Origin of the sequence: Streptomyces sp. NPDC050161 (genome assembly GCF_044460025.1) — a bacterium.
Lineage (GTDB): Bacteria > Actinomycetota > Actinomycetes > Streptomycetales > Streptomycetaceae > Streptomyces.
The window spans coordinates 219,011-240,583 of record NZ_JBITJM010000012.1 but is presented as its reverse complement, the minus strand read 5'-3'; the positions used below and the strand labels follow the sequence as shown (position 1 = coordinate 240,583).

The 21,573-nt window shown below is 69.3% G+C and carries 22 protein-coding genes and 1 tRNA gene; 13 read left to right on the top strand and 10 right to left on the bottom strand.

Annotated elements, in window-relative coordinates:
• Nucleotides 1-398: 398 nt before the first annotated feature.
• From ACIBK8_RS21400 to ACIBK8_RS21390, 3 genes are all read left to right on the top strand, one after another.
• On the top strand, nt 399-1,640 hold the full coding sequence (locus ACIBK8_RS21400; protein ID WP_399043388.1) for a DNA polymerase III subunit delta': 1,242 nt from the start codon (nt 399-401) through the stop codon (nt 1,638-1,640).
• Between the two features lie 314 nt (nt 1,641-1,954).
• The gene (locus tag ACIBK8_RS21395; RefSeq protein WP_399043387.1) at nt 1,955-3,538 is read left to right on the top strand and encodes an alpha/beta hydrolase; all 1,584 of its coding nucleotides are present in this window, start codon (nt 1,955-1,957) and stop codon (nt 3,536-3,538) included.
• Nucleotides 3,539-3,630: 92 nt separating this feature from the next.
• A tRNA-Thr gene (locus ACIBK8_RS21390) sits at nt 3,631-3,704 on the top strand.
• Nucleotides 3,705-4,327: 623 nt separating this feature from the next.
• Here ACIBK8_RS21390 and ACIBK8_RS21385 read toward each other — a convergent pair.
• On the bottom strand, nt 4,328-5,941 hold the full coding sequence (locus tag ACIBK8_RS21385; protein ID WP_399043386.1) for a tyrosine-type recombinase/integrase: 1,614 nt from the start codon (nt 5,939-5,941) through the stop codon (nt 4,328-4,330).
• Nucleotides 5,938-6,597 (bottom strand): helix-turn-helix domain-containing protein, encoded by a 660-nt coding sequence (locus ACIBK8_RS21380; RefSeq protein ID WP_399043385.1) that lies wholly within the window; start codon nt 6,595-6,597, stop codon nt 5,938-5,940. Before ACIBK8_RS21380 ends, ACIBK8_RS21385 begins: the two co-directional genes overlap by 4 nt.
• A gap of 91 nt (nt 6,598-6,688) precedes the next feature.
• On the opposite strand from ACIBK8_RS21380, the gene ACIBK8_RS21375 reads away from it, so the two are divergent.
• A complete protein-coding gene (locus tag ACIBK8_RS21375) occupies nt 6,689-6,976 on the top strand; it encodes a hypothetical protein (protein WP_399043384.1) in 288 nt (95 codons plus the stop codon).
• A gap of 110 nt (nt 6,977-7,086) precedes the next feature.
• Here the strand turns inward: ACIBK8_RS21375 and ACIBK8_RS21370 are convergent, their stop codons facing one another.
• The 7 genes from ACIBK8_RS21370 to ACIBK8_RS21340 form a co-directional block, all read right to left on the bottom strand.
• A complete protein-coding gene (locus tag ACIBK8_RS21370) occupies nt 7,087-7,392 on the bottom strand; it encodes a MazG-like family protein (RefSeq protein WP_399043383.1) in 306 nt (101 codons plus the stop codon).
• A gap of 80 nt (nt 7,393-7,472) precedes the next feature.
• Nucleotides 7,473-7,973: a hypothetical protein gene (locus tag ACIBK8_RS21365; RefSeq protein ID WP_399043382.1), complete on the bottom strand. Its 501-nt coding sequence runs from the start codon at nt 7,971-7,973 to the stop codon at nt 7,473-7,475.
• Entirely contained in the window at nt 7,970-8,923 is a 954-nt protein-coding gene (locus ACIBK8_RS21360) for a nucleoside 2-deoxyribosyltransferase (RefSeq protein WP_399043381.1), read from the bottom strand. The genes ACIBK8_RS21365 and ACIBK8_RS21360 overlap by 4 nt, the downstream gene beginning before the upstream one ends.
• Before the next feature lie 25 nt (nt 8,924-8,948).
• Nucleotides 8,949-9,791 carry a PfkB family carbohydrate kinase gene (locus ACIBK8_RS21355; protein ID WP_399043380.1) on the bottom strand — a complete coding sequence of 281 codons (843 nt, stop codon included), beginning with the start codon at nt 9,789-9,791 and terminating at the stop codon, nt 8,949-8,951.
• Nucleotides 9,784-10,608: a hypothetical protein gene (locus ACIBK8_RS21350; RefSeq protein ID WP_399043379.1), complete on the bottom strand. Its 825-nt coding sequence runs from the start codon at nt 10,606-10,608 to the stop codon at nt 9,784-9,786. Before ACIBK8_RS21350 ends, ACIBK8_RS21355 begins: the two co-directional genes overlap by 8 nt.
• On the bottom strand, nt 10,605-11,282 hold the full coding sequence (locus ACIBK8_RS21345) for a hypothetical protein (RefSeq protein ID WP_399043378.1): 678 nt from the start codon (nt 11,280-11,282) through the stop codon (nt 10,605-10,607). Before ACIBK8_RS21345 ends, ACIBK8_RS21350 begins: the two co-directional genes overlap by 4 nt.
• A gap of 16 nt (nt 11,283-11,298) precedes the next feature.
• Nucleotides 11,299-12,819, bottom strand: coding sequence for a radical SAM protein (locus tag ACIBK8_RS21340; protein ID WP_399043377.1), 1,521 nt, complete (start codon nt 12,817-12,819; stop codon nt 11,299-11,301).
• A gap of 211 nt (nt 12,820-13,030) precedes the next feature.
• Between ACIBK8_RS21340 and ACIBK8_RS21335 the strand changes: the two genes are divergently transcribed.
• Nucleotides 13,031-14,416, top strand: coding sequence for a hypothetical protein (locus tag ACIBK8_RS21335; RefSeq protein WP_399043376.1), 1,386 nt, complete (start codon nt 13,031-13,033; stop codon nt 14,414-14,416).
• 9 nt (nt 14,417-14,425) lie between these two features.
• Here ACIBK8_RS21335 and ACIBK8_RS21330 read toward each other — a convergent pair whose 3' ends face one another.
• Complete coding sequence (locus tag ACIBK8_RS21330) at nt 14,426-15,235, bottom strand: SDR family NAD(P)-dependent oxidoreductase (protein ID WP_399043375.1); 810 nt, start codon at nt 15,233-15,235, stop codon at nt 14,426-14,428.
• A 321-nt stretch (nt 15,236-15,556) separates the two neighbouring features.
• On the opposite strand from ACIBK8_RS21330, the gene ACIBK8_RS21325 reads away from it, so the two are divergent.
• The 8 genes from ACIBK8_RS21325 to ACIBK8_RS21290 all read left to right on the top strand — a co-directional run bounded on the left by ACIBK8_RS21325 (nt 15,557) and on the right by ACIBK8_RS21290 (nt 21,568).
• Complete coding sequence (locus ACIBK8_RS21325) at nt 15,557-16,102, top strand: ATP-binding protein (RefSeq protein WP_399043374.1); 546 nt, start codon at nt 15,557-15,559, stop codon at nt 16,100-16,102.
• 3 nt (nt 16,103-16,105) lie between these two features.
• Nucleotides 16,106-16,339 (top strand): hypothetical protein, encoded by a 234-nt coding sequence (locus tag ACIBK8_RS21320; RefSeq protein WP_399043373.1) that lies wholly within the window; start codon nt 16,106-16,108, stop codon nt 16,337-16,339.
• Between the two features lie 124 nt (nt 16,340-16,463).
• A complete protein-coding gene (locus ACIBK8_RS21315) occupies nt 16,464-17,090 on the top strand; it encodes a hypothetical protein (protein WP_399043372.1) in 627 nt (208 codons plus the stop codon).
• Nucleotides 17,091-17,219: 129 nt separating this feature from the next.
• The gene (locus tag ACIBK8_RS21310; protein ID WP_399043371.1) at nt 17,220-17,474 is read left to right on the top strand and encodes a hypothetical protein; all 255 of its coding nucleotides are present in this window, start codon (nt 17,220-17,222) and stop codon (nt 17,472-17,474) included.
• Between the two features lie 44 nt (nt 17,475-17,518).
• Nucleotides 17,519-18,001, top strand: a complete 483-nt coding sequence (locus ACIBK8_RS21305) for a DUF6082 family protein (protein WP_399043370.1) — start codon at nt 17,519-17,521, stop codon at nt 17,999-18,001.
• Between the two features lie 47 nt (nt 18,002-18,048).
• The gene (locus ACIBK8_RS21300; RefSeq protein WP_399043369.1) at nt 18,049-18,771 is read left to right on the top strand and encodes an HAD family hydrolase; all 723 of its coding nucleotides are present in this window, start codon (nt 18,049-18,051) and stop codon (nt 18,769-18,771) included.
• Nucleotides 18,768-20,621, top strand: a complete 1,854-nt coding sequence (locus ACIBK8_RS21295) for a hypothetical protein (protein WP_399043368.1) — start codon at nt 18,768-18,770, stop codon at nt 20,619-20,621. Before ACIBK8_RS21300 ends, ACIBK8_RS21295 begins: the two co-directional genes overlap by 4 nt.
• Complete coding sequence (locus ACIBK8_RS21290) at nt 20,618-21,568, top strand: thymidylate synthase (protein ID WP_399043367.1); 951 nt, start codon at nt 20,618-20,620, stop codon at nt 21,566-21,568. The genes ACIBK8_RS21295 and ACIBK8_RS21290 overlap by 4 nt, the downstream gene beginning before the upstream one ends.
• Nucleotides 21,569-21,573: the final 5 nt, after the last annotated feature.

The following is a 21,573-nucleotide window of genomic DNA, read 5'->3' as shown; positions in this document are numbered from 1 at the left end:
CGTGTCCCCGGGGGGGGGGGGGGGCGGGGGGTCGGAGGGGCCGTTTTTGCCCCCACCGCCCGGGTCCGCCGGGCCGCGAGGGTCTCGGGCGGCGGCCCCCCCCCCCCCCGGCCCCCCCCCCACGGCCGTTTCCGTTGCGCAACCGGCAAGGCACCCGGCCGACTTGGGGCATCGCGGCGCCGGTCGGACGGGGTGCGGAGGGCGGCGTGGAGCCGATTGTCAGTGGGTTGCACCACAATGGGATGAGCGCGCGAGGCAGCGAGGCGCCGGGCGCGTGAGCGGCGGTCCGCAGGCCGCGCGGCACACGGAGCGTGCCGCGGACCGGCGGGGCACGGTGCCGGAGTGGCGACACCCCGGCACACAGGCAGGACGGACAGGAACAGGGACGGCGATCAGCGATGGCGGTATGGGACGACGTGGTCGGCCAGGACCGGGTGACGGAGCATCTCGCCGCAGCCGCGCGCGAAGCGGATGCCATCGTCTCCGCCGACCGCGCGCTCGACGCCGCGGTGCCCGGTGAACCGGCCGCGCCTGAGCGGACCGGCGCCTCCCAGATGACGCACGCCTGGCTGTTCACCGGCCCGCCCGGATCCGGCCGGTCCACCGCGGCCCGCGCGTTCGCCGCCGCGCTCCAGTGCGTCAGCCCGGACCGCGCGCTGGGCGGCGCCCCCGGCTGCGGCTTCTGCGACGGCTGCCACACCACCCTCGTCGGCACCCACGCCGACGTCGAGATCGTCCGTACGGACCTGCTGTCCATCGGCGTCAAGGAAACCCGCGACCTCGTCCGCCGCGCCTCCCTCTCCCCGGCGGGCGGACGCTGGCAGGTGATCGTCCTGGAGGACGCCGACCGCCTCACCGAAGGCGCGGGCAACGTCCTGCTCAAGGCCGTCGAGGAGCCCGCGCCGCGGACGGTCTGGCTGCTGTGCGCCCCCTCCATCGAGGACGTACTGCCCACCATCCGCTCCCGCTGCCGCCAGCTCACCCTGCGCACCCCGCCCGTGGACGCGGTCGCCGACGTCCTGATGCGCAGGGACGGCATCGAGCCGCAGGCCGCCGCGGCGGCGGCCCGCGCCACCCAGGGGCACATCGGCCGGGCGCGCCGCCTGGCCACCGACGAGCGGGCCCGCGCCCGCCGTACGGCCGTCCTCAAACTGCCGCTCCGCATCGACGACATCGGCGGCTGCCTGAAGGCCGCCCAGGAGCTGATCGACGCGGCGGGCGAGGACGCCAAGCAGGTCGCCGAGGAGGTCGACACCAAGGAGACCGAGGAGTTGCGCGCCGCCTTGGGGGCCGCCGCCGGTACGGGCGGCCGGCTGCCGCGCGGCACCGCGGGCGCCATGAAGGAGCTCCAGGACCGGCAGAAGCGCCGCTCCACCCGTACGCAGCGCGACAGCCTCGACCTCGCCCTGGTCGACCTCACCGGCTTCTACCGCGACGTGCTCGCCCTCCAGATGGGCGCGTCCGTCCAGCTCGCCAACGAAGAGGTCCGCGACAGCGTCCAGCGCATCGCCCAGAACTCCACCGCGGCCCGCACCCTGCGCCGGATAGAGGCGATCATCGCCTGCCGCGGCGCCCTGGACCGCAACGTCGCCCCGCTGCTCGCCGTCGAAGCGATGACCACCGCCCTCCGCGCGGGCTGACGCACACCCACCGGCACACCGCCACCACGCGCCGACGGCCGGGCCCGCCCCGGCCCACTCTCCACCCCGGCGCGTCCCTTCACCACACCTTCCCTACGGCACGCATCGTCACCATCCCGATACGCTCCGCTCATAGGCCGGTTCACCCCGCACCCCGGCCGCCGACCCTCCACACCCACACCCACATCCACACCACGCGACACCACACCCCTCCGGCCTCCCCGCTGGAGCCGCCAGTGCTCTCCGCGCCACGCACCCACTGGCGCCACCGCATCCGCCCGCCGCCACTCCGACCCAGGGACCGAGGACCGCCCATGGCCACCAGCCGCCTGTACCGCACCACCGCCGCCGTCTTCGCGGCCACCGCGCTGCTGATCTCCGGCTGTTCCTCGGGGTCGTCCTCGGACTCGACGGACTCCCCGGACCGCACCGCGGGTGCCCGCGCCACCGGCGGCGCCCAGCCCGCCCTCGCCCCGCTGCCCACCGAGGTGCCCGCCAACCTCCGGCCGTACTACGACCAGAAGCTCAGCTGGCGCAAGTGCGGAGTGAGCGGCTTCGAGTGCGCGACGATGAAGGCGCCCCTGGACTACGCCAAGCCGGACAAGGACACGGACCTGAAGCTGGCGGTGGCCCGTAAGAAGGCCACCGGGCCCGGCAAGCGGATCGGCTCCCTGATGGTCAATCCTGGCGGCCCCGGCGGCTCGGCGATCGACTACCTCCAGCAGTACGCACCGGAGCCCGCCGCCGTCCGCGCCCGCTACGACATGGTGGCGACGGACCCGCGCGGCGTGGCCCGCAGCGAACCCGTCGAATGTCTCACCGACAAGAAGATGGACAGCTACACCCAGACCGACCAGACCCCGGACACCCCCGCCGAGGTCAGCAAGCTGACCACCGCCTTCCGCGACTTCGCCAAGGGCTGCGAGGAACGCTCGGGCAAGCTCCTCCCGCACGTCTCGACCATCGAGGCGGCCCGCGACATGGACGTACTGCGCGCCGTCCTGGGCGACAAGAAACTCACCTACGTCGGGTCCTCGTACGGCACGTTCCTGGGCGCGACCTACGCCGGCCTCTACCCCTCCCACGTCGGCCGGATGGTCCTGGACGGCGCGATGGACCCCACACTCGGCCCCCGGGACGTCAACATCGACCAGACAGCCGGCTTCAACACCGCCTTCACGGCGTTCGCGGCGGACTGCATCAAGCACCCCGACTGCCCCCTCGGCACCAAGAGCACCACGGACGCCGGGCAGCAGCTCTCCGCCCTCTTCAAAAAGCTGGACGCACACCCGGCCGAGACCGGCGAGGACCGCAAGCTCACCGAATCCCTCGCCGCCAACGGCGTGATCGCCGCGATGTACGACGAGCAGGCATGGCCGGTCCTGCGCGAATACCTCGCCCAGGCCGATGGCGGCAACGGCCGCGGGCTGCTCACCCTCTCCGACAGCTATTACGAGCGCGACCCGGACGGCAAGTACGCCAACCAGATGTACGCCAACCCGGCCGTCAACTGTCTCGACCTCCCGCCGGCCTACAAGACCCCCGATCAGGTCCGCGCCGACCTCCCCCGCTTCCGCAAGGCGTCCCCGGTCTTCGGCGACGAATTCGCCTGGGCCTCCTTGAACTGCGCCTACTGGCCCACCAAGCCCACCGGCACCGCCCAGCGCATCGAGGCCAAGGGCTCCGCCCCCATCGTCGTCATCGGCACCACCCGCGACCCCGCCACCCCCTACGCCTGGGCCAAGGGCCTCGCCGCCCAGCTCTCCGGCGCCACCCTCCTCACCTACGAGGGCGACGGCCACACCGCCTACGGCCGCGGCAGCGACTGCATCGACTCCACCGTCAACACCTACCTCCTCGACGGCACTGTCCCCCCGAAGAACAAGCGCTGCACCTGACCTCCACCCGCCGCCCACCCCCACCCCCTGACCAGCCCCGCAACCGATTACGAAGCACCCCTTCGGCATGTGTAGACTGGGCCGCGCATCACGCCGCCTTAGCTCAGTCGGCCAGAGCGACGCACTCGTAATGCGTAGGTCTCGGGTTCGAATCCCGAAGGCGGCTCGGATTAACCCCAGGACTCACTCGCCGTGACCTGGGGCTTTTTCCATTCCTTGACCTAACTCCTGTCGGTGCGTCAGCCCAGGGGCTTCGCCAGGCGGCCCCTGGTGGCCGACCGGTGGCCAAACGTGCAAACGGCGTGCAGCGGCGGTGGCCGGGTGCGTCGACAGGGGCGGGCGGATGGCGGCTTGGTTGTTGTTCCATCCCTACAAGTCTTCGTCCAGCATTGCCGCCTGGGAAGACTTCGGTCGGGTCCAGGTGTCCTGGAGCCGTGCGCCAGGGAGGCAGGCGGCGCTGCTCCGCGTCGCCGCCCCGGGTTCTTCCTCGTATGCAGCCGCATGGACGCCGAGCCCTCTTCGGCTGTGTCGGCAGCGGCTGGAGCGCGAGCGGAGCCCGAGTGGGCCAGGGCCCAGGAGGTCGATGCGCCGGCGGCTCGCCCAAGACTGCTCGGCGGTCGCCGATTAAGCCGCGCCCGAAGCGGAGGCGCGCTTGGATTGGCTGTCCGTGAGGAGGGGGATAGTCACGCTGTGCGATCCCTCGCGGTCTGCTGCGACTAATGGGTGACGTTCATCACATGCCGGAGCCCCGGTCAGATATCCGCTGACCGGGGCTCCTTCACGCCTGAATCAGGCGGAACGTTCTTCCTTGGCCTCGTCGCGCTTGCGCGGAGGCGTCATCCTGGGCCGGCGGGGAGAGGCCGTCGGCTCCCCGTCCTTCACCGCAGCCAAGGGCCTCCGGGCGTGCGGCACGAGCTGCACGACCTTCTCGGCGGCGTCACGAGCGAGATCGTCCAGGACCGACTGGTAGATGTCCCGGGTGATCCGCGTGTCCGAGTGGCCGAGCGTTTCGGAGACCACCTTGATGTCGACCCCGGCGGCGAGCATCAGCGTCGCTGCGACGTGCCGAAGATCGTGGAGCCGGATCGGAGGAAGACCAGCGGCTTCCACCAGACGCTCGAAAAGGTCGCTGACCTTGCCAGGGTGAAGGAGGGAGCCATCCTCCTGGGTGAAGATCCGACCGGTGTCCTGCCAGCCCTCGCCCCACGCCTCCCGCTCCCGTTGCTGGCGGGCCTTGTGGGACAGGAGGTCCTGGTTCGTCTCCTCATCGAGTGCGATCAGGCGAATGCCGCTATCGGTCTTGGGGGCGCCCTCGTGGACCTCCCAGCCGTCCTGCACGAGCTGGGTGGCGATGGCGAGCGAGCGAGCCTTGGCCGAGTGATCTTCCCATCGGACGCCGCACCCTTCGCCGCGTCGTGTCCCTCGGAAGGCGATCAGCCGCCAGAGCACGTACAGCCGGTCCTGCTCGACGGAGTCGAGGAACGTCGCCGTCTGGTCGGGGGTCCAGACCATGACCGGCGAAGGCTTCTCGCCGGTCTCCTTCCAGCGCGCAATGCGCTCGTCGCTCCAGACGAGGGCCTTCGGCTTCGTGCCTGGCAGCAACTCGACGTGCGCCGCCGGGTTGAAGGCGGGCATCACCTGCTGGGCGATGGCGACGTTCAGCGCGGCGCGCAGGGTGTCCCGGATATGCGGCTGCGTGTTGAGGCCGGTGATCCGCCGGAAGGGAGGCATCGCGCCGAGCTGAGCGCGCAGCCAATGACGTCGGGCGCGGTTCTCGGCACCTTTGTTCGGCGTGGCCTTGAGGTCGTCGCGCACGACGCGCCGCTGGGCGTTCTGTTCCTGGATCTCGATGTTGCGCTCATTGATCGCGTCGAACATCGAGTCGATGTGGTGCACGCGGAGCTTGTCGAGGCGCAGGTGTCCGAGATGTGGCTTCAGGTGCACGCGGATATCGCACTCGTAGCGGGTCGCTCCACCGCGCCGCAGACGCTTGCGCCCCGCCAGCCAGGTGTCGAGCCACTCTGCCACGGTGACCTTGGAGTTCAGGGACTGCCCTGTCTTGAAGCGGCGGCGAGTCTCGTCGTAGTCCGGGACCGGGTCCTTGTCCTTAACGCAGTTCTCCAGGAGGTCGCTGATCTGGGTCTTGCCCCAGGCGTCGTCCTCCTCGGGGATGGCCATGAGAGCACGGACCTTGTCCAGCTCCTCCTGGGCCTTGGTGGACGTCTCGAAGCCGCCACGACGGAACCGCCTGCGGTCGCCGTCCTGGTTGGGTTCGAGTTCCTGGACGGCGGTCCAGGTGCCGTGTCGGCGTGAAGACTTGAGCTTGGGGCAGGAAGCGCCGTACTCCTTCTTGGTCTTCGGGTCCGTGCAGCGGCACCGTCGTATGAGGTTGCCGTTCTTCACTCGCTGTCCTCCGAGGGGGTCGGTGTTTCGCGCTGGTCGACGAAGGCCAGCTCGTCAGGCAGGGACGGAGGTGCCAGGGCGCGGTCGCGCATCCGGCCACGGAACGTGCGCAATTCCTGGCAGTCCTCAAACGCGTGCTCCTCGTAGCCCTCGGCGCGCTGCAGGAGGGTGGCTCTGCGGGCCCGGTCCAGGGTGGTGCTGGCCGACCGCCGCCTTTCCCTGGCCAAGGCATGGGAAGACATTGCGGCAGCTACCAGGTCACCGTGCTGACGGAAGAGGTCGAGGATGTCCCGAGCGGAGCCTTCGGGGGCGGGCTCGGCCAAGGGTGACTCGCCGGTGAACCACGCGAGTGCATCCCAGGTGGAGACTTCGCGATCGGGGAGGACCTCGACGCTGGCCGAGGACCCGAGCGGGAAGAGGAGGGTCACCGGCGGGACGCTAAGGACGTCAGCCAGTACGACGACCTCCGCGACGGTGATGCTCGTCTTGCGCCCCGACTCCAGATTCTTCATCGAGTGCTCGGTGAACTCCGGCAAGCCGCGGTCGGCACAGCCCTGGGCGACCTCCGCCATCGTGAGGCCGGCGGCCTTGCGCGAGTCCCGCAGGCGCCGTGCGATCCGACCGGTGAACGCTGTCGGCCATTGATCAGGTGTCATGGTGACACTTTAGGCAGCCAAAAGGCGCTGCCGCAACTTCGTGATACATCTACAGCGTCACCGCGACACGAAATTTTCCCAGGAGGGCACCATGGCAGCATCTGATTCGTCCCGTGAGGCACGAGGGCTGACGGGCGACGAGCTGCTTGCCCTTCCTGCCGTGATCGACCTCGACACCTCAAACCGAGCGCTGATGATCGGCCGATCAACGGGATACGGACTCGCTAAGCAGGGGGAGTACCCGGTCAAGGTGCTGCGTCTCGGCAACGCCTACCGGGTGGTGACGGCTGACCTGCTTAGGTTGCTTGGCCTGGAGCGCCCGCAGGCAGGTGGAGATCAGGGCGACGACAGAAGCGAGCGTCACGGCCTCGCCGCCTAGACGCGTCAACCGAGCGATGTGCTGACCTTGACCTGTACGACGGCGGGCCCCCGACCAGTGTCGGGGGCCCGCCGTCGTCGCTCACGCGAGCTGTGGATCAGTGGGAAGACCTAGACGTCGCTCGTCCGGATCTGAGCTCCATGCTCGTTCCGCGCGTACGTACGCCGCGTGTTCTTATCGATCTTCCGGGCGACCTCGGAGTCCAGGTCCACGCCGTTCATCTCGGCCAGGGCGGTCAGGTAGAGGAAGACGTCGGCCAGTTCTTCCCCGAGATCGGGCAGTCCCTTGCGCCAGGCGGTGAAGGCTTCGCCGACCTCGGCGGTGAGAAGGCCGAACTCCAAGGCCACGTCCGTGGTGTTGAACCCCTTAAGGGTCTTGTTTTCCCAGGCGAGCTTCTGGGCGGACCCGATCTCCAAGACTCCTCCAGCGGCGGTACAGCAGGTGCCTTCGAAGCCTAGCGGGAGTGGAGTGTCGGCGTGCTGGCTTCGGCAGGCAGTCACCCTGTCGACGGCAGTTCGAGGGCCGTGGTGTCGATCGTGAGCACGCGGGTGTAGTCAGCGAGGGTGGAGAAGACCCTGTCGTACCCCGTCACCAGCGCGGACACCTCCTCCAGGCTGAGCGCCTCGCCATCGCGCAGCAGGAGTCGCTGGCGGATGACGGCTGGCGGTGCGGTCAGGTGGACGAGCACGCCGGAACGCTCGATGACGCTCTCGGCCAGGTCGATCGCCTGGCTCCAGTTGATCCGGGACCGGCCCCGGTGGAGGGGGCCGTAGACGAGTTCGCTGATGAAGCACCGGTCGAAGAGGATCCGTCCGGGGCCGGCGAGGATGTCTCTGTAGCGGGTTGCCAGGTCGAGATGGTCGGGCGTCTTCGGGGAGTGCACCACGACGAAGCCGTGCTCCGTCGATAAGCGTTCTCCGAGCGTGCTCTTACCGACTCCGTCGCAGCCTTCCAGGACCAAGGTCTGGTACTCGCCGCCGATCTCGTCGAGGTTCATGCGGCCAGCCAGGACAGGACGGCGTCGCCATTGTCGAGGTGAGCGTCGGCGGCGTACTGGACCATGAGGTTCCGCCAGTTTGGCTCCCGGCCATGGGCGTGTGTGAACGTCGGGCGCGGTTGGAAGGCCGCGATCCGCACGCCGCTGGCCGCAGCCGCACCTATGAGCAGGGCGGTTCCGGGCGGCGTTTCCGCGCCGGAGACGTCGGCCAGGAGCCGAGCAGCCGAACACACCGCGGTCAGGTCGGCCAGGGCCCCGGCTAGGGGGTCCGACGCCGTGAAGCGCTGGGGCACCATCACGGTGTGGCCAGCGTCGACACATGCTTTGGCCAGATGATCTCGACCCCATGCCGTGTACGGCGATGCTTCGACGTAGACGGGTGCGCCGATCACGGGAGGCGCACCCACGAGACGGGGAGCACGATCCGGGAGGTCAAGCAGCGCGTCGACGGCCGCGTCGAGTGCCGTGTTCGTCTGGGCCACGTTGCGCGTCTGGAACCCGGGGAAGCGAGACTGGGGCGGAGTCGACGGCAGGGTTGGCGGTCCGAGCTTGGTGACGCGCACGATGCGTGTGGCCACGGCCTGGATGAGGGGGTCGGGGAATTCGAGGCGAGGGCCGGCCTCGGTCAGCGAGTAGGTCTGGAAGTCGGTCGTGAGCACGATGACCGGGACGCCCGAAGCAGCGGCGTATCCGATCTCCATACAGACCCCGTCGTCAAGGCTCGGGCCGTGCAGGATGGCGACCATGGCGTCGAGGCGGCCAAGGCGTTCGCGGTCCAGCTCGAACAGGCGGCGCCCCTTGACCTCGGCGACCAGGTCCTCCTCGTCGGTGTCGCAGAACGGCAGGAAGACGTGATCCGGACCGACTTTCGCGGCGAGGCGATCGGCGAGGTCAGCGGCGAGAGCGCGGTCGTGCGCGGCAAAGAGCCGGTGGGCTACGTAGACGGACACCGGGAAAAGCCCCCAAGTCGTTAGGTCAGCCGCGTCGGGGCGCGGGGATCGGAAGGGACGGGGCCGCGACGTACCGGGCCGCAGCTCCAGTCGCCTCCGCCAGCGCCTGGGCGGCTGTCGCACCCTGCGAACGATGGGCCAGAAAGGTCCCGGCCAAGGTGTCTCCGGCACCGGAGACCTCGCGCGGAGGATGCGGCGGCGGAACGGCGGAGGCGACTGGGCTCCCGAAGCGGTGAACTACTGCGGCCCGGGGACCATCGGTGATGACCACCTCCGGGAGCGCAGCGGAGTCGATCACTTGCTCCAGAAGCCGGTGCTCGGCGGCGTTGACGAACAGCGTGGTCGCCTTCGGCAGCCAGGGCGCGGCAGCGCGGATCATCTCCTCCGCGCTCGGCAGGAAGAAGTCCGCGCTGAAGTCACTCCCGTTCGCGGTGAGCCGGTCGAGCACGGCCGCCACGTCCAGCGGCCGGCGGCAGCAGACGTGGTAGGTGCCGCCCGGGTGCAGGTCCATGTGCCTGAGCGCATGCTCGGTCAGGCCCTCGGCCACGCCGTAGTCGGTGCCTACTTCCACCAGCTCGCCTTGCAGGTCGTACTGCAAGTCGAAGGTGGTGGACACGCCGTCGACCTGGATCCGGGCCGTCCAGTCGAGCGTGTCCAGACCCGGCGACTCCGGAAGATGCGCGAGATCGCCCCCGAGGACGCAGACCGGGGCCGCCCGGCGGCCAGCCCTTACCGCCGCCAGGGACAGGAACAGAGCCGCGCCGCCGAGCCGGGATCCACCACGGTGATCGGGATAGCGGGTCCGGTCCCGGCTGATGTTGCCGATCACGTCAAGCCGTTCCACGGTGTCCTCCAGAAGGTCAAGCACGGCGGGCACGATGTGCGCAGTCGACGACCTTCGTGCAGACCGGTCGCCGACGGCAGAGCTGCAGAGCGGGACCGTTCAGGTACAGGCGCTTGAAGTAGATCAAGACGAGGTGGGCGAACCAGGTTGGCTCCGACCCCTCGGGGATTGTCACCAGGTACTCGTTGTCGGTGGCCAGCGAGCGGAACTCGGCTGAGCGGGCGTGCACGGTCGCTTCAAGGACGTGCCGCATACGTTCGTGTGCCACGGCTCCCGACGGAAGGGCGAGGCCCAACACGGGTGCGAGCTTGGTGACCATGCCGGAGTCCACGGGGATGATGCCGCAGTGATACCCGCGGGCAGTGAGCAGTGCGCACTGCGCGACCTTGTAGGACGCACCTCGCACCCGCGTGGCGAAGTCCAAGATCAAGGCATCGCAGTCGGCTACATCCCCAGTCGGGTCGGTCCCCTCCCTCTCCCAGCCACGGAGAAGCTCCGCGAGGGAGCGCAGGTAGTCGATCCGGGTCTTCGGCAAGCCGATGGGACGCACCAGTGCTGCAAGCTCGGCGTCGGAGGCGGCAACGAGGCTCTCGAACCCACGATCGTTCGCCGAGGCGATCACTCGGGCGTACGTCTCCACCATTCGATAGGAGACCCGGGTGGACCAGCCAGCGGCGAGCATCCGCACTCGTGGATCGCTGATCGACGTCGGCCACCACCGGTTCTCGTCATGGTTGGTCTCCACCTCGGCCTGCACATCCGGGAGAGCGGCGGCACGGGCCACCAGCCGGTGGACGCGCCGGATCTCAAGCGGCTTCGCCTTCGCTCTCTCGATCGTCATGAACAGACTCCAGCACGGGCGCGGGTGGCCAGAAGTGCCATGGAGAGGTTGGACGAGAAGACCGGCTTCCCGAACCTGTGCTCCAGTTCAGCGACCACCGGCAGGGTGTGCCATCCGGTGCACGACAAGACCATCGCTTCGGCAGCCTCGACCGCTTCCTGCGGGAGCTGCTCCACCAGGGACAGGATCTGATCCGGGGTGATCGCGGGATAGCCGTCGGACAGGCCCAGGCTCGCGTGAGCCAGGACCTCCACGCCGGCCTCGGCAAACGCCGCCGATTCCGCTTCGGTCACCAGGGCGGGGTAGGGCGTAACCAGCACCACGCGTGCCACGGCTGCCTCGGTGAGAGCCCGCAGAAGGGCGTCGAAGGCGGTTAACACGCCGCCCGGTAGCGGCGGACCGTCGGTGAAACCCGCTGACGTGCACGCCAGCATTACTGCGTCGAGAGGGATGTGGGACAGCGAGTCCAGCGCCTGCGCTGACGCTTCACGCAGTCCGCGCCAGAATGAGGCGTCGATCGCCGTCGTCCTGGATGCGGGTACGAGCCGCGCGTGGTGGAAGACCGTGTGGCGCAGGCCGAGGCGGGTCAATTCAGTCTCCACGGCGACGTTGGCCCAGGGCAGCAGCAGCCCCGCACGGATGGTGCGGTCCGCCGCTGCATCCAGGGCCGCCAACCTCGCGAGCGTCCCGTCACGAAGCGGATGCAACGCGTTCTCCGTAGATCACGCGAGGCGCATGGCCGGTCACCACCAGGTCGTCGGTAGTGCCGAGCGGCACCGCCGCGTCGCGCTCGACGATCTGGATCGAGTATGAGCCCAGCCGCCGCCACCAGGTGCCGCCCTGGCCAATGAAGTACGAGTGAAGTCCGGGTACGCGCAGACCAGTCGGGTATACCCGCTCCTTCATCGGCTGATCCCAGGTGAAGTCGATGTCCGCCTTCCAGGAGGGGAAGTGCTCCGCCGAGGGCAGCGGCTCCAGCTCGCCGAGCGCGGCCAGCGGTGTACCGGGGAAGGCCCGTGCCAGACGGACGTTCGTCCGATGGCACAGCAGGCCGGCATCGAGAATCTCCGCCAGTCCCCGGAGATTTGCCACGTGGGTGCTGTGGGTCTCACCCGGCAGACCGTAGATCAGGTTCAGGCCCGGCAGCAGCATCGGCAGACCACCGGGACCACGGGCGGCGCCCGCCTCGTTCACGTGCTCGACGGCCCGCATCAGGATCTCGGGCGTGCAGGTGAGGGTGTTCCTCGCGATGACCACCGGGTCGAAGCTCTCGATGCCCATCGGGGCGCAGTTGCCCTCGGTGCCGTAGTCCGCCACCAGCTTGGCGATGCGCAGGCCGACCGGCGCGGCCACAGCGAGGGGGTCCGCGTTGTCGATGTGGAGCACTTCCAGCTCGGGGCAGCGCTCCCGGATACCGCCGAGCAGGGCGCGGATCGCGTCCTCGTCCCGGTTGCGGTAGGAGAAGAAGCAGGTCTGCTGGCCGAGTCGGAAGTTCCGGACGCCGGCGGCGTAGAGCTGGGCAGCCTCGGCTACAACATCGTCGACCTCGCGGAAGGAGACGAGAGGGGACTTCGCAGGCTCGTTGCAGAAGTCGCAGAATTTGCGCCGGGTGCAGCCGCGGTACAGCTCCAGCTCGGCGATCGGCCGCCAGGGCATCTGCTCGACGAGCCCGGTGAACGAGTCGCGCTCGCGCTGCATCTGCCCGTAGGCGGCGGGGCGGTGGCTACCGAGCAGGAGGTCGCCGGACGTCACCGTGTGGGTGTGGATGGCGTCGAACAGCCCGGCGTACTCCGCAGGAGCGGCCAGGGCGTAGGTGGACAACGGCCCGAGCAGGTAACGACGGCCTCGTGCACAGGCGAGCGCGCGGGCGATCTCCTCGAACGACCCGTTCACAGCATGCAGATGGACGGATGGAACGGCGTCTCCGGCAATGACGACCACGATCTCGGCATCCCGCAGAAGCTGAATAGCGGAGTCCCGGTTGACCGTGGTCGAGTACGTGAACGGATCGCTCTGGGGCGGTTCGACGGTGGGCCTTCCGCCAGCGAGACACCAGCGGACGTCGTCGATGGTCACATACCGAACGTCCGCCTCCGGCCTTGCCCGACGCAGTGCCGACCAGGCGTTTCGGACGTAGGTCGACAGGTACGGCGGTACGCCGAGACCGCTCGGCTCGACGGTGAAGCAGTCCAAGACGACTACTGGCTGCATGGTGTTCTCCCTCCGGTGCTGAGGGCATCGGCGACGTTCCAGCAGCGTCCTCGCTGGGAGGGACGGTCGGCCCGCAGCCCTCCCAGTCTCAGTGTTGCCACCGATTCCGAGGAGGGGGTAGCGGGGTTGTTCGGTTGTACGGAGGTTGTTCTTTCATGCCCCTGTGTCGAAAGGCTGGGACAGAGCGTGATCGACAAGGCATCATCTACGCATGGGAAGTGCAAGGGGGACCGGCGGGACCAACTCCGCGCTCGCGGCTGTGATCTCGGAGTCCGGTCGTTCGCATGGCGCCCTTGCCCGCAAGGTCAACGACCTGGCCGCGCTGCAGGGCGTGGTCACCCGTTACGACAAGGCGTCCGTGACCCGGTGGCTGCAAGGCATGACGCCTCGTGATCGCGCCCCGGAATTCATCGCCGCTGCCCTGGCCGAATTCTTAAAACGTCCCATCGCGCCTGTCGACCTTGGGTTCCCGGAGCAGAGCCAGCGGCCCGTTGTTGCACGGGCCTTGACGTACCGTGAAGACGTGGGTGAAACACTGCACACGCTCGCGGAGCTCGGCTCCACCGATATCTCGCGGCGCAGCCTGCTCGGGGCCGTGCCGTTCGTCGCGTCGGCCCTCATGGACCCCCAGCGGCAGTGGCTGCTCTGGCTCCTTGAGGACGATCAGGCTCCACGCCTTGCCGCTGTCGCTGACGGAGGCCCCGTCGAGCAGGTCCAGTCGATGATCGAAATGTTCGATGAGATGGACAACCGCTTTGGTGGCGGTGGAGTCCGAGCGAGCATCGTGCACTACCTGAGCACCCAGCTCGCACCCATGCTGCAACAGCGCAACATGCCCAGCCACCAGCGCCGACTCCTATACACGTCGGCCGCGAAGATGGCGGCGACCGCTGGCTGGTGCTCGTACGACACCGCCGACTACGGACTCGCCGAGCGTTACATGATCCAGGCACTCAGGCTGTGCGCCGAAGGCGGCGACCGGGTGCTCGGCGGACAGATCCTGGCGGGCATGTCCCACCTCGCCACCAGCCTCGGCAACCCCGCTGAAGGGGTCTCGCTCGCCCGAGCGGGCATCGCGACCGCCAAGTCGTCGGGCAGCCCGTTGGGTCTCATGCGGCTGCACGCCATGGCCGCCCGCGGTTACGCCGCTCTCGGCGACACCCGACAGGCCACGGCTTCCCTTCACGCGGCTGGCAGAGGACTGGACACCAGCCGGGGGCCGGCCGAGGAATCGCCGTGGGTCCGCTTTCTGGACCACCACTATCTGGAAGCCGAGGCTGCCCTGGTCCACCGTGACCTCGGCGAGGCAGCTCAGGCCGAGCGCCTCGCGAGCGCGTCGGTGGAGGCAAACAGCGACCGGCGCCGCCGCCAGGCGATCAGTCGCTCGGTCCTCGCCACGGCGTTCCTCCAGCAGGACAGGCTGGACGAGGCAGTCGGCACCGCCAGCAACGCCCTGGATCTACTCAGCGGCGTCCACAGCGAGCGATCAGTCCAGGCACTGCGCGACTTCCGCACGCGACTTGCCCCTCACCGAGGCGAGCCGATCGTGCGCGAATTCGAACTCCGGGCTAGGCCCATACTCGGCACTGCGGCCTGACCCGCTCAGTCAGTACCCCTCCGGTGTCGGCGCGTTCTGCCCCTTGTCGACAGGGAGATTGACTCCTGTCACGGCCCGGGATTCGTCCGAAAGCAGGAACGCGATCACGTCCGCCACCTCCTCCGGACGCACCAGGTCGCCCCCGGGAAACTCGGCGCGGAAGCGGTCGAAGGCCGATGGGTTCTCTTGGCGCATCCGATCCCACCGCTTGCCCGGGATGAGCATCGACCCGGGCGAGACCGCGTTCACGCGGATGCCGTCTGTGGCCAGCTCCCTCGCCAACGACGACACCATGTGGATCTGGGCCGCCTTCGCCGCGCCGTACTGAGCCTGTGGGCCCGGCTTCCAACCGGAGACCGAGGCCACCACGACGATCGGCCCGCCACCAGCAGTCCGCAGGTGCGGTGCACCCGTGGCGACCAGCCGCGCGACATGGCCGACGTTCATCTCCCACGTTGCCGACCAGTCTTGAGGCGTTGCCTCGGCGATACCCCGACCACGCGCGCCACCCGCGCAAGCGACGACACCGTCCAGGCCCCCCAGCGCTGACGCGGCATCGTCCACAAACCGTTCCAGCAGTTCCGGCGCAGCGACGTCCAGAGGCCGTGCGAACAGCGCGGCGGGCGAATCGAGCGAACTGCGAAGCGCCTCCAGTGACTCGGGCTTCCGCGCACACGTCGCCACTCGTGCTCCTTCCGACAACAGCAGGCGCACGACGTGCTCGCCCAGCCCCCTGGAACCCCCCGTCACCAAAATCCGCCGGCCCTCGAAACGTCCCGTCGCCGCTTGCTTCCCCTGGTCACGTTCTGTGCTCGTCATCCGTACAACCCTTCACCAACCGTGCCGACCCGTGTGGCCGGAGACATCCTCCGTGCACCCTTCTTACCGGGGCGCCGGAGCGGTTCTCTTATGGACGTACCCGGCCCGGGGACAACCGTGCAGTCGGCGATCAGTCGGCATCGGTCCCGCGGATCCGGAGACGGCGCGAGCCCGGGATGCCGTCTGTCGCTACTCAAACGCCGAGTCCGGGTTCGGCGGCCCCATCACGAAACGAGCGAGAGCCAGCGAACGCACCCCGCGCTCCTCTCCCAACTCGGGAGGCACACCGTGTCCCAGGCACCACACTCGCGCAATAGCCTCATGTTGGCCGATATCCCCAACGCTGTTGGCCTGGCGCGGTTGCACACCGCAGATGTTCTGTCCCGCTGGGGCGTGCACGCCGGCATCGTCGAGACCGTGCAGCTTCTGGTGTCGGAGCTGGCCACAAACGCCGTCCGGCACCCCAAGGAGGGCGAGGAGGACACCTCCCCGTTCTCGGTCCGGAACACGGTGCAGACCTTCGAACTCACGCTGGAGATCATCGGCGGCGCGGTGAGGGTATCGGTGTGGGATCGCGACACGAGGCCGCCGGTGCTGAAACAGGTCGGCGTGGAGGCGACGGGGGGCCGTGGCATCTTCATCGTCGCAGTGATGAGCAGGCGCTGGGGTCACTATCCGGCGCGCGGTATGCCCGGCAAGGTGGTGTGGGCCGAGATCGGTCTCAACCCCGCCGACCGAGTTGGTGAAGACGAGAGGTCGGCGCGCTCTCCGGACCGGCCTCCAATAGCCGGCCCTGGGAAGCAGAGGGCGCCACGAGTCGATCCGAACCTGATTGGCCGCGTGCTCGTAGGGGTCGGGCGCATCTGAGCCGTGGACGAGACACAAGAAGTCAGCCCGGCGCCCAAGCTCGGCAGGAAGCTCTCCTCCTGGGAACAACGTCTCTTCGACGGAGTGCGCATGGTGAGCGCCGACGAGCAGGCGGAGATAGCCGCGACGCCCCGCCACCGCCCGGACGGTTCCATTCGAGCCGCCTCGCCTCATGAGCCCCACTGGTACGGCCAGCGGCTGAGCGGAGGGGCCAGCGCTCGGCGCGACGAGGAGTAGTCGTCCGCCAAGACCCCAAAGATCGCTGACAGCTCTTCCTGGTGAGCCCTCTCCGGTTCGCCGCGGTACTGGAGACGGCAGTCGCCGAACACCTGATCTGATCACGAGAAATGGAGGCACCCCCATGCCGCCGCACGACCAAATCCCCTCCGTGTCAGACGCGTTGGCATACGCGGCTCACCGCGAGGCGGTGCTGGAGATGCCGGCGTCCAGCCGCTGGATGGACGTCGACAACGCAGAAATCCGGAGGTGGCACCACGGCGCTCCGTCGGTGCGCCCGTCCCGCAGTGGGCACCTCTGTCGGCTCCGTCAGCAGTTTCGTCGGGAGGCGAAGGAGCGGAACGCGCGTCGAACCGGTGATCGCCAACTTCGCGTACTGGCATACAGCTTGGTTCTGGGCAGGGGGGCCAGCCCCGACGAGGACTGGCACACCCTCCAGGTCGAGGCCGAACAGCACGATTACGCGATAGGAGCCAGGCTGCACGACTTGGCCGTCCCCGCAGCCCCGTCGCCCTATTTCCCCGGCGCGCGCGCCAGCCGTGGGGTCTACCTGCCTCCCTGGAAGCGACCCGGTTGGGGAGAAGTCGAGCGACTGATTCGGGGCGGATTCGCGAACGGTGTGATCGTCCTCGATCGGCACAACATCAGCTCTGACGATGACGAATACCACGCCGTGATCAAGCACCTGGGCGAGCGATACGAGGCGTTCGTACACCTCGTGATCCCCGAGGAACGGGCCGTACCGACTTGAAGGCGTCCGCTGCGCTGGATGGATGCGAAGGGCTGGGGCTGGAGACAGATCAGCGCTCAGGTCCTCCTGATCCTCGCCATGTTTGCCGCGTTCGCCATCGCCTACCACTCCACCTGATCAGGGGACACCATGACGTTCGAGGGGCATATCGACCGGGCACCGCGTCCCCTGCCGCACCGCGAGCAGGGTGAGGCCCTGGGCGCCATCCAGGAGGCCAGTCCGGAACTGCCCAGCGAGGCCGGCATCGATCTCTTCGCCGTGCCCGCTGGCGAGGTTCGGGGGAGCGGCTTCAACCTCTCCCGCTTCCACCGCCTCTCTCGCCTGCCCGCTGCCAGGAATCCGGCGCCTCCGGTTTCGCCTGACGACCCGCAGGACGCGGCATGACGACGGTCACGGACACTCCCACCCGCGAGCAAGTGAGGTAGCAGATGAACCGTTCCGTTCTCGCTCTGGCCGCCACCGTTGCCGTCGCGTCCGCGGTGCACACCGCCCAGCGGCGCCTGCAGCACCGGCAACACCTGGAGCTGGAGATGCACAAGGCGCACGGCCGCATGCTCGAAGTCGCCACGACCCATCCGGACTTGGACCCGATCTGGGTGCGGAACCACCCCGATCACGTCAAGGAGGACGAGTCCGGTCCGCTGCTGATGTGCCAGTGGTGGCTCGAGTTCTGGCGCACCGGACTCAACCTCGGGGTCTACACGTCGGCCGTGCTGCGGGAGAACGCCAAGAACTTCATGAACGACCCCGTGGCGCTCAAGGCGTGGGCCCTGACCCGCCACGGACGCGCCCTGCAGTCCAGGAACCGCCGCGACCGCATGCACGTGGCGCTGCTCAATGCGGCGTTCGAGGAGGCCGGCGGGCCCAGCCAGTACCCCGAGTGCGAACTCGACCCGGTCTCGGCCCTTTGAGTCTCGCCGCTCCGCTGCCACTAGCCCCCCTGATGAGGAGGACGATCATGACCGTTCCCGCCCCGATAGCTCTACCGGCTCCGGCCGCATCCGAAAACAAAGTCGGCGAGCGTCGGCACGCCGACCGTGCGCAGCGTGCCCTTCTCCTCGACCTCGACGGCGTCCTGCTCGACACCCGCCCGGTGATGCAGAAGGCATGGCGGAAGGTCCAGGAGGACCACGGCATAGCCCTTCCGTTCGCCGACTACGAGCGTCACCTCGGACGTGAGTTCAGCGACATCATGCAGCGGCTTGGCATCGCCGACATCGACGCGGTCCGCCGGACGTACGAAACGGAATCGGTCGCCGCCGCACACCTCGCGCACGAATTCACCGGCATCGTCGAAGTGCTCCACGCCTTCGTGGCCGCCGACTGGCGTCTGGGCGTCGTGACGTCGAAGCACGTCGATCGCGCCGCGCCGCTCCTCACGCGCCTCGGCTGCCCCTTCGCCACCGTCCGTACCCCCGCTGGAGCGGGCCGGGCGAAGCCCGCCCCCGATCCGCTCCTCCTGGCCCTGGTCGACCTCGGAGTCGACCCTGCCGCAGCCGTGTACGTGGGGGACATGGCGGTCGACCAGGAAGCGGCGGCCCGCGCGGGTGTCGCCTACGTCCATGCGGGGTGGGGATACGGGCAGCCCACCTCTCCCGCACCCGAGGTCGTCGTCGCGCCCGAGGGACTGCTGCAACTCCTGCGCTCCGACAAGTCGTTCGTTGCGGGGAGTCTGGTGTGAGCACCCGCGCGACCGGCGGCTTGAGCTTGGTCCGGTCCGACTTCGCCGGTCAGCCCCGGTGGGCTCTCGTCGGCAGCGGCGCCCTGGGCCACGTCACGACCGCCCACATCCGGACCGGGGAGCTGGAGGCCATCCCCGTCGACCAGCAGGAGCTGCGCGCCCTCGTCGAGAACGTCATGGACGCCTTGGAACGCTACGGCGCCTCTCTCGCCTCCACACCGGGCGGCGCTGGCTGGCTCCACATCCAGCACGTTCCCGTGCGGCGCTTCGTGACCGAGGCCCTGCGCAAGCTGCTGGCCCTGGACGCCTGGGAGCCGTTCGCGTCGACTCCGGCACCTTTGGATCTCGCCCCGTATGAGGGGCGCGTCGGCCTGCGTTCGAGCAGCTCGCGGGAGTACCTCGCGTACACCGTCACCTGGTCCGGCATCGCCTACCTGCTCGGAGCAGCGGCTCCGCACAATCCCACCCGCTCCGCCCAGTTACGCAACCGGACTCGTGCCAGCACGGCGAACACGGACCCGAGCCCGCTCCCCACGGACCTGAAGCAGCGAGACGTCCTGGCGCTGTCCTGGACCTCCCGCCACGCCGACACCCTGATGCCGGTGCTCACCGAGCTGGAGCGCGACGGACGGTCGAGCCTCCTGCTCGACCTCGCCACCGACCCGGCGGAGCGGTGCCCCGCGCCGACGGGCACGGGCATCGACCTGCGCTCGGCGCCGAGCGACCTCTTCACCCTCTCCGGCACCACGGAGGGCCTGCCCCCGCGCGACGACAACCACATCGTCCGGGTCAAGGGCCACGACGTCCAACTCGCCCGGCTCGTAATGCTCTTGTCCGTACTCCTCGAAACCAGCGGCGGGTGCACCCAGCCCTCCTGGCGGACCATCCTGCGAGCCGAGAGCTGGCTCGACGGCGTCCTGGCCGCGACCCGGCCGCACACCGTCCTGTTGAGCAACGACACCAGCCCGCTGGGCGCACTGGCCGCGCACGCGGCCGAGCGGCACGGCGCGAACACGGTCCACGTCCAGCACGGAGCGTGGACGGCGGAATCAGTCGCCTGGCCGGCCCTGCACAGCCGCGACATCGTCGTCATGGGGGAACGGGATGTTCCCCTGGCCCGCGCGTGGATGCGCCACCCTGACGCCGCAGTGCACGTGCTGGGACAGCCCCGCTTCGATGCGCTGGCCAGCCTCGGCCGTAACGCACAGCGCCGGTACCTGGAGAAGGTGCTCGCTCCGGGCGACCGCCGAGCCCCGGCCCGGATCGCGGTGTGGGCCTGCCAGCCGTTCAGTCCCGCTCACCTCAAGGCCCAGGCGGACCTCCTCCTGGACGGCCTGAGCGAGGCGGACGGCGAATGGGGCCTCGTCATCGCACCGCACCCGGCCCAGGGCGCCGATGCCTTCTCCGCGCTGCTGAAGCGCGACGGCGGCCTGCTCGTGGCCGTGGCCGACCCGCGGGTCGGCGCCCGGGGCTGTCTCGCCGGGGCCGACGTGCTGGCGAGCGCGTACTCGACGTGCGGGATCGAAGCCGCGCTGCTCGACGTCCCGGTCCTCGAAATCGGCATGCCGGGCGAACGCACGCTGGGCCTGGCCGGACACGGCCTGGCGACCCGCTGCCACAACGCCGGTGACGTCGCCGAAGCACTCTCCGCCCTGCGTGTACCGGGCACGCCCGTCGCGAAAACGGCCCTGGACGCGGTGTGCCGGTCGCGCGGCGACAGCGCGGCCCAGGTCGCTCGCCTCATCACCCAGCGCGCCGAAACCAGCGCCAGATCATCCGACCCCGTCCACCACGATGCCCCGAGCGCGGCCTGTGCGTCGCCGCAGGGCGAAGGAGTTCCTGCCCGATGACACACCTCACTGCCGACAGCATGGCCGAGCTGTTCTCCGGCGCCATCACGCTGGCCAAGTCCGGCGAGAAGGTCAGCCCCCGGGGCATGGCCACCCGCGAAGTCCGCGACGTCCACCTGCTGCTCACCCAGCCGCGCGCCCGCCTGCTCTACGCGCCCCCGGCCCGGATCGTGAACCCGGCCTTCGCGGTCGCCGAGACCGTCTGGCACCTCTCCGGCTCCGATGACCCGTGGATCTTCGACTACAACGCGCGGCTGCGGCAGTACGCCGACGATGGCGTCCTGCTCGGGGCGTACGGGCCCAGGATGCGGAACTGGGGCGGCAAGGTCGACCAGCTCGGTCGCGTCGTGGAGATCCTCAAGGAGGACCCCGACTCCCGGCGAGCCCTGATCCAGCTCTATGACCCGGCCCAGGACGCCGCCGGGCACAAGGACGTGCCCTGCACCCTCGGCTTCCGCTTCCACCTGCGCGCCGGCCGCCTGCACATGGCGACCATGATGCGCGGCCAGGACGTGTGGATCGGCATGCCGTACGACGTGTTCTTCTACACCGTGCTGCACGAGCTGGTCGCCGGATGGCTCGACGCGGAGCTGGGCGAGTTCCACCTGCACGTCGGCTCGCTGCACGTCTACGAGGAGCACGTCGAGCGGGCCGAGGAGCTGACGTCGCTCACCGCGAGCCCGGTCATGCCCGACCTGCGGACGCCGTGGAAGGGCTTCGACGGCCTGCTCGACCAGGTCGAGGCCCGCGACGTGACCGGCCACCCCGGCTGGGACACGATGGCCGAGACGCTGCGCAGCTACCGGCTGTGGAAGGACGGGCAGCGCCAGCAGGCGTGGCGGGCGGCCGACGGTATCGACGGTCCCCTCGGCCAGGCCCTCACCGCCTGGTACGGCGAGCTGGAGCGCCGCTCCGCCAAGCCCGCCGCGACCGCCGGGGCGAGGTGACGGCC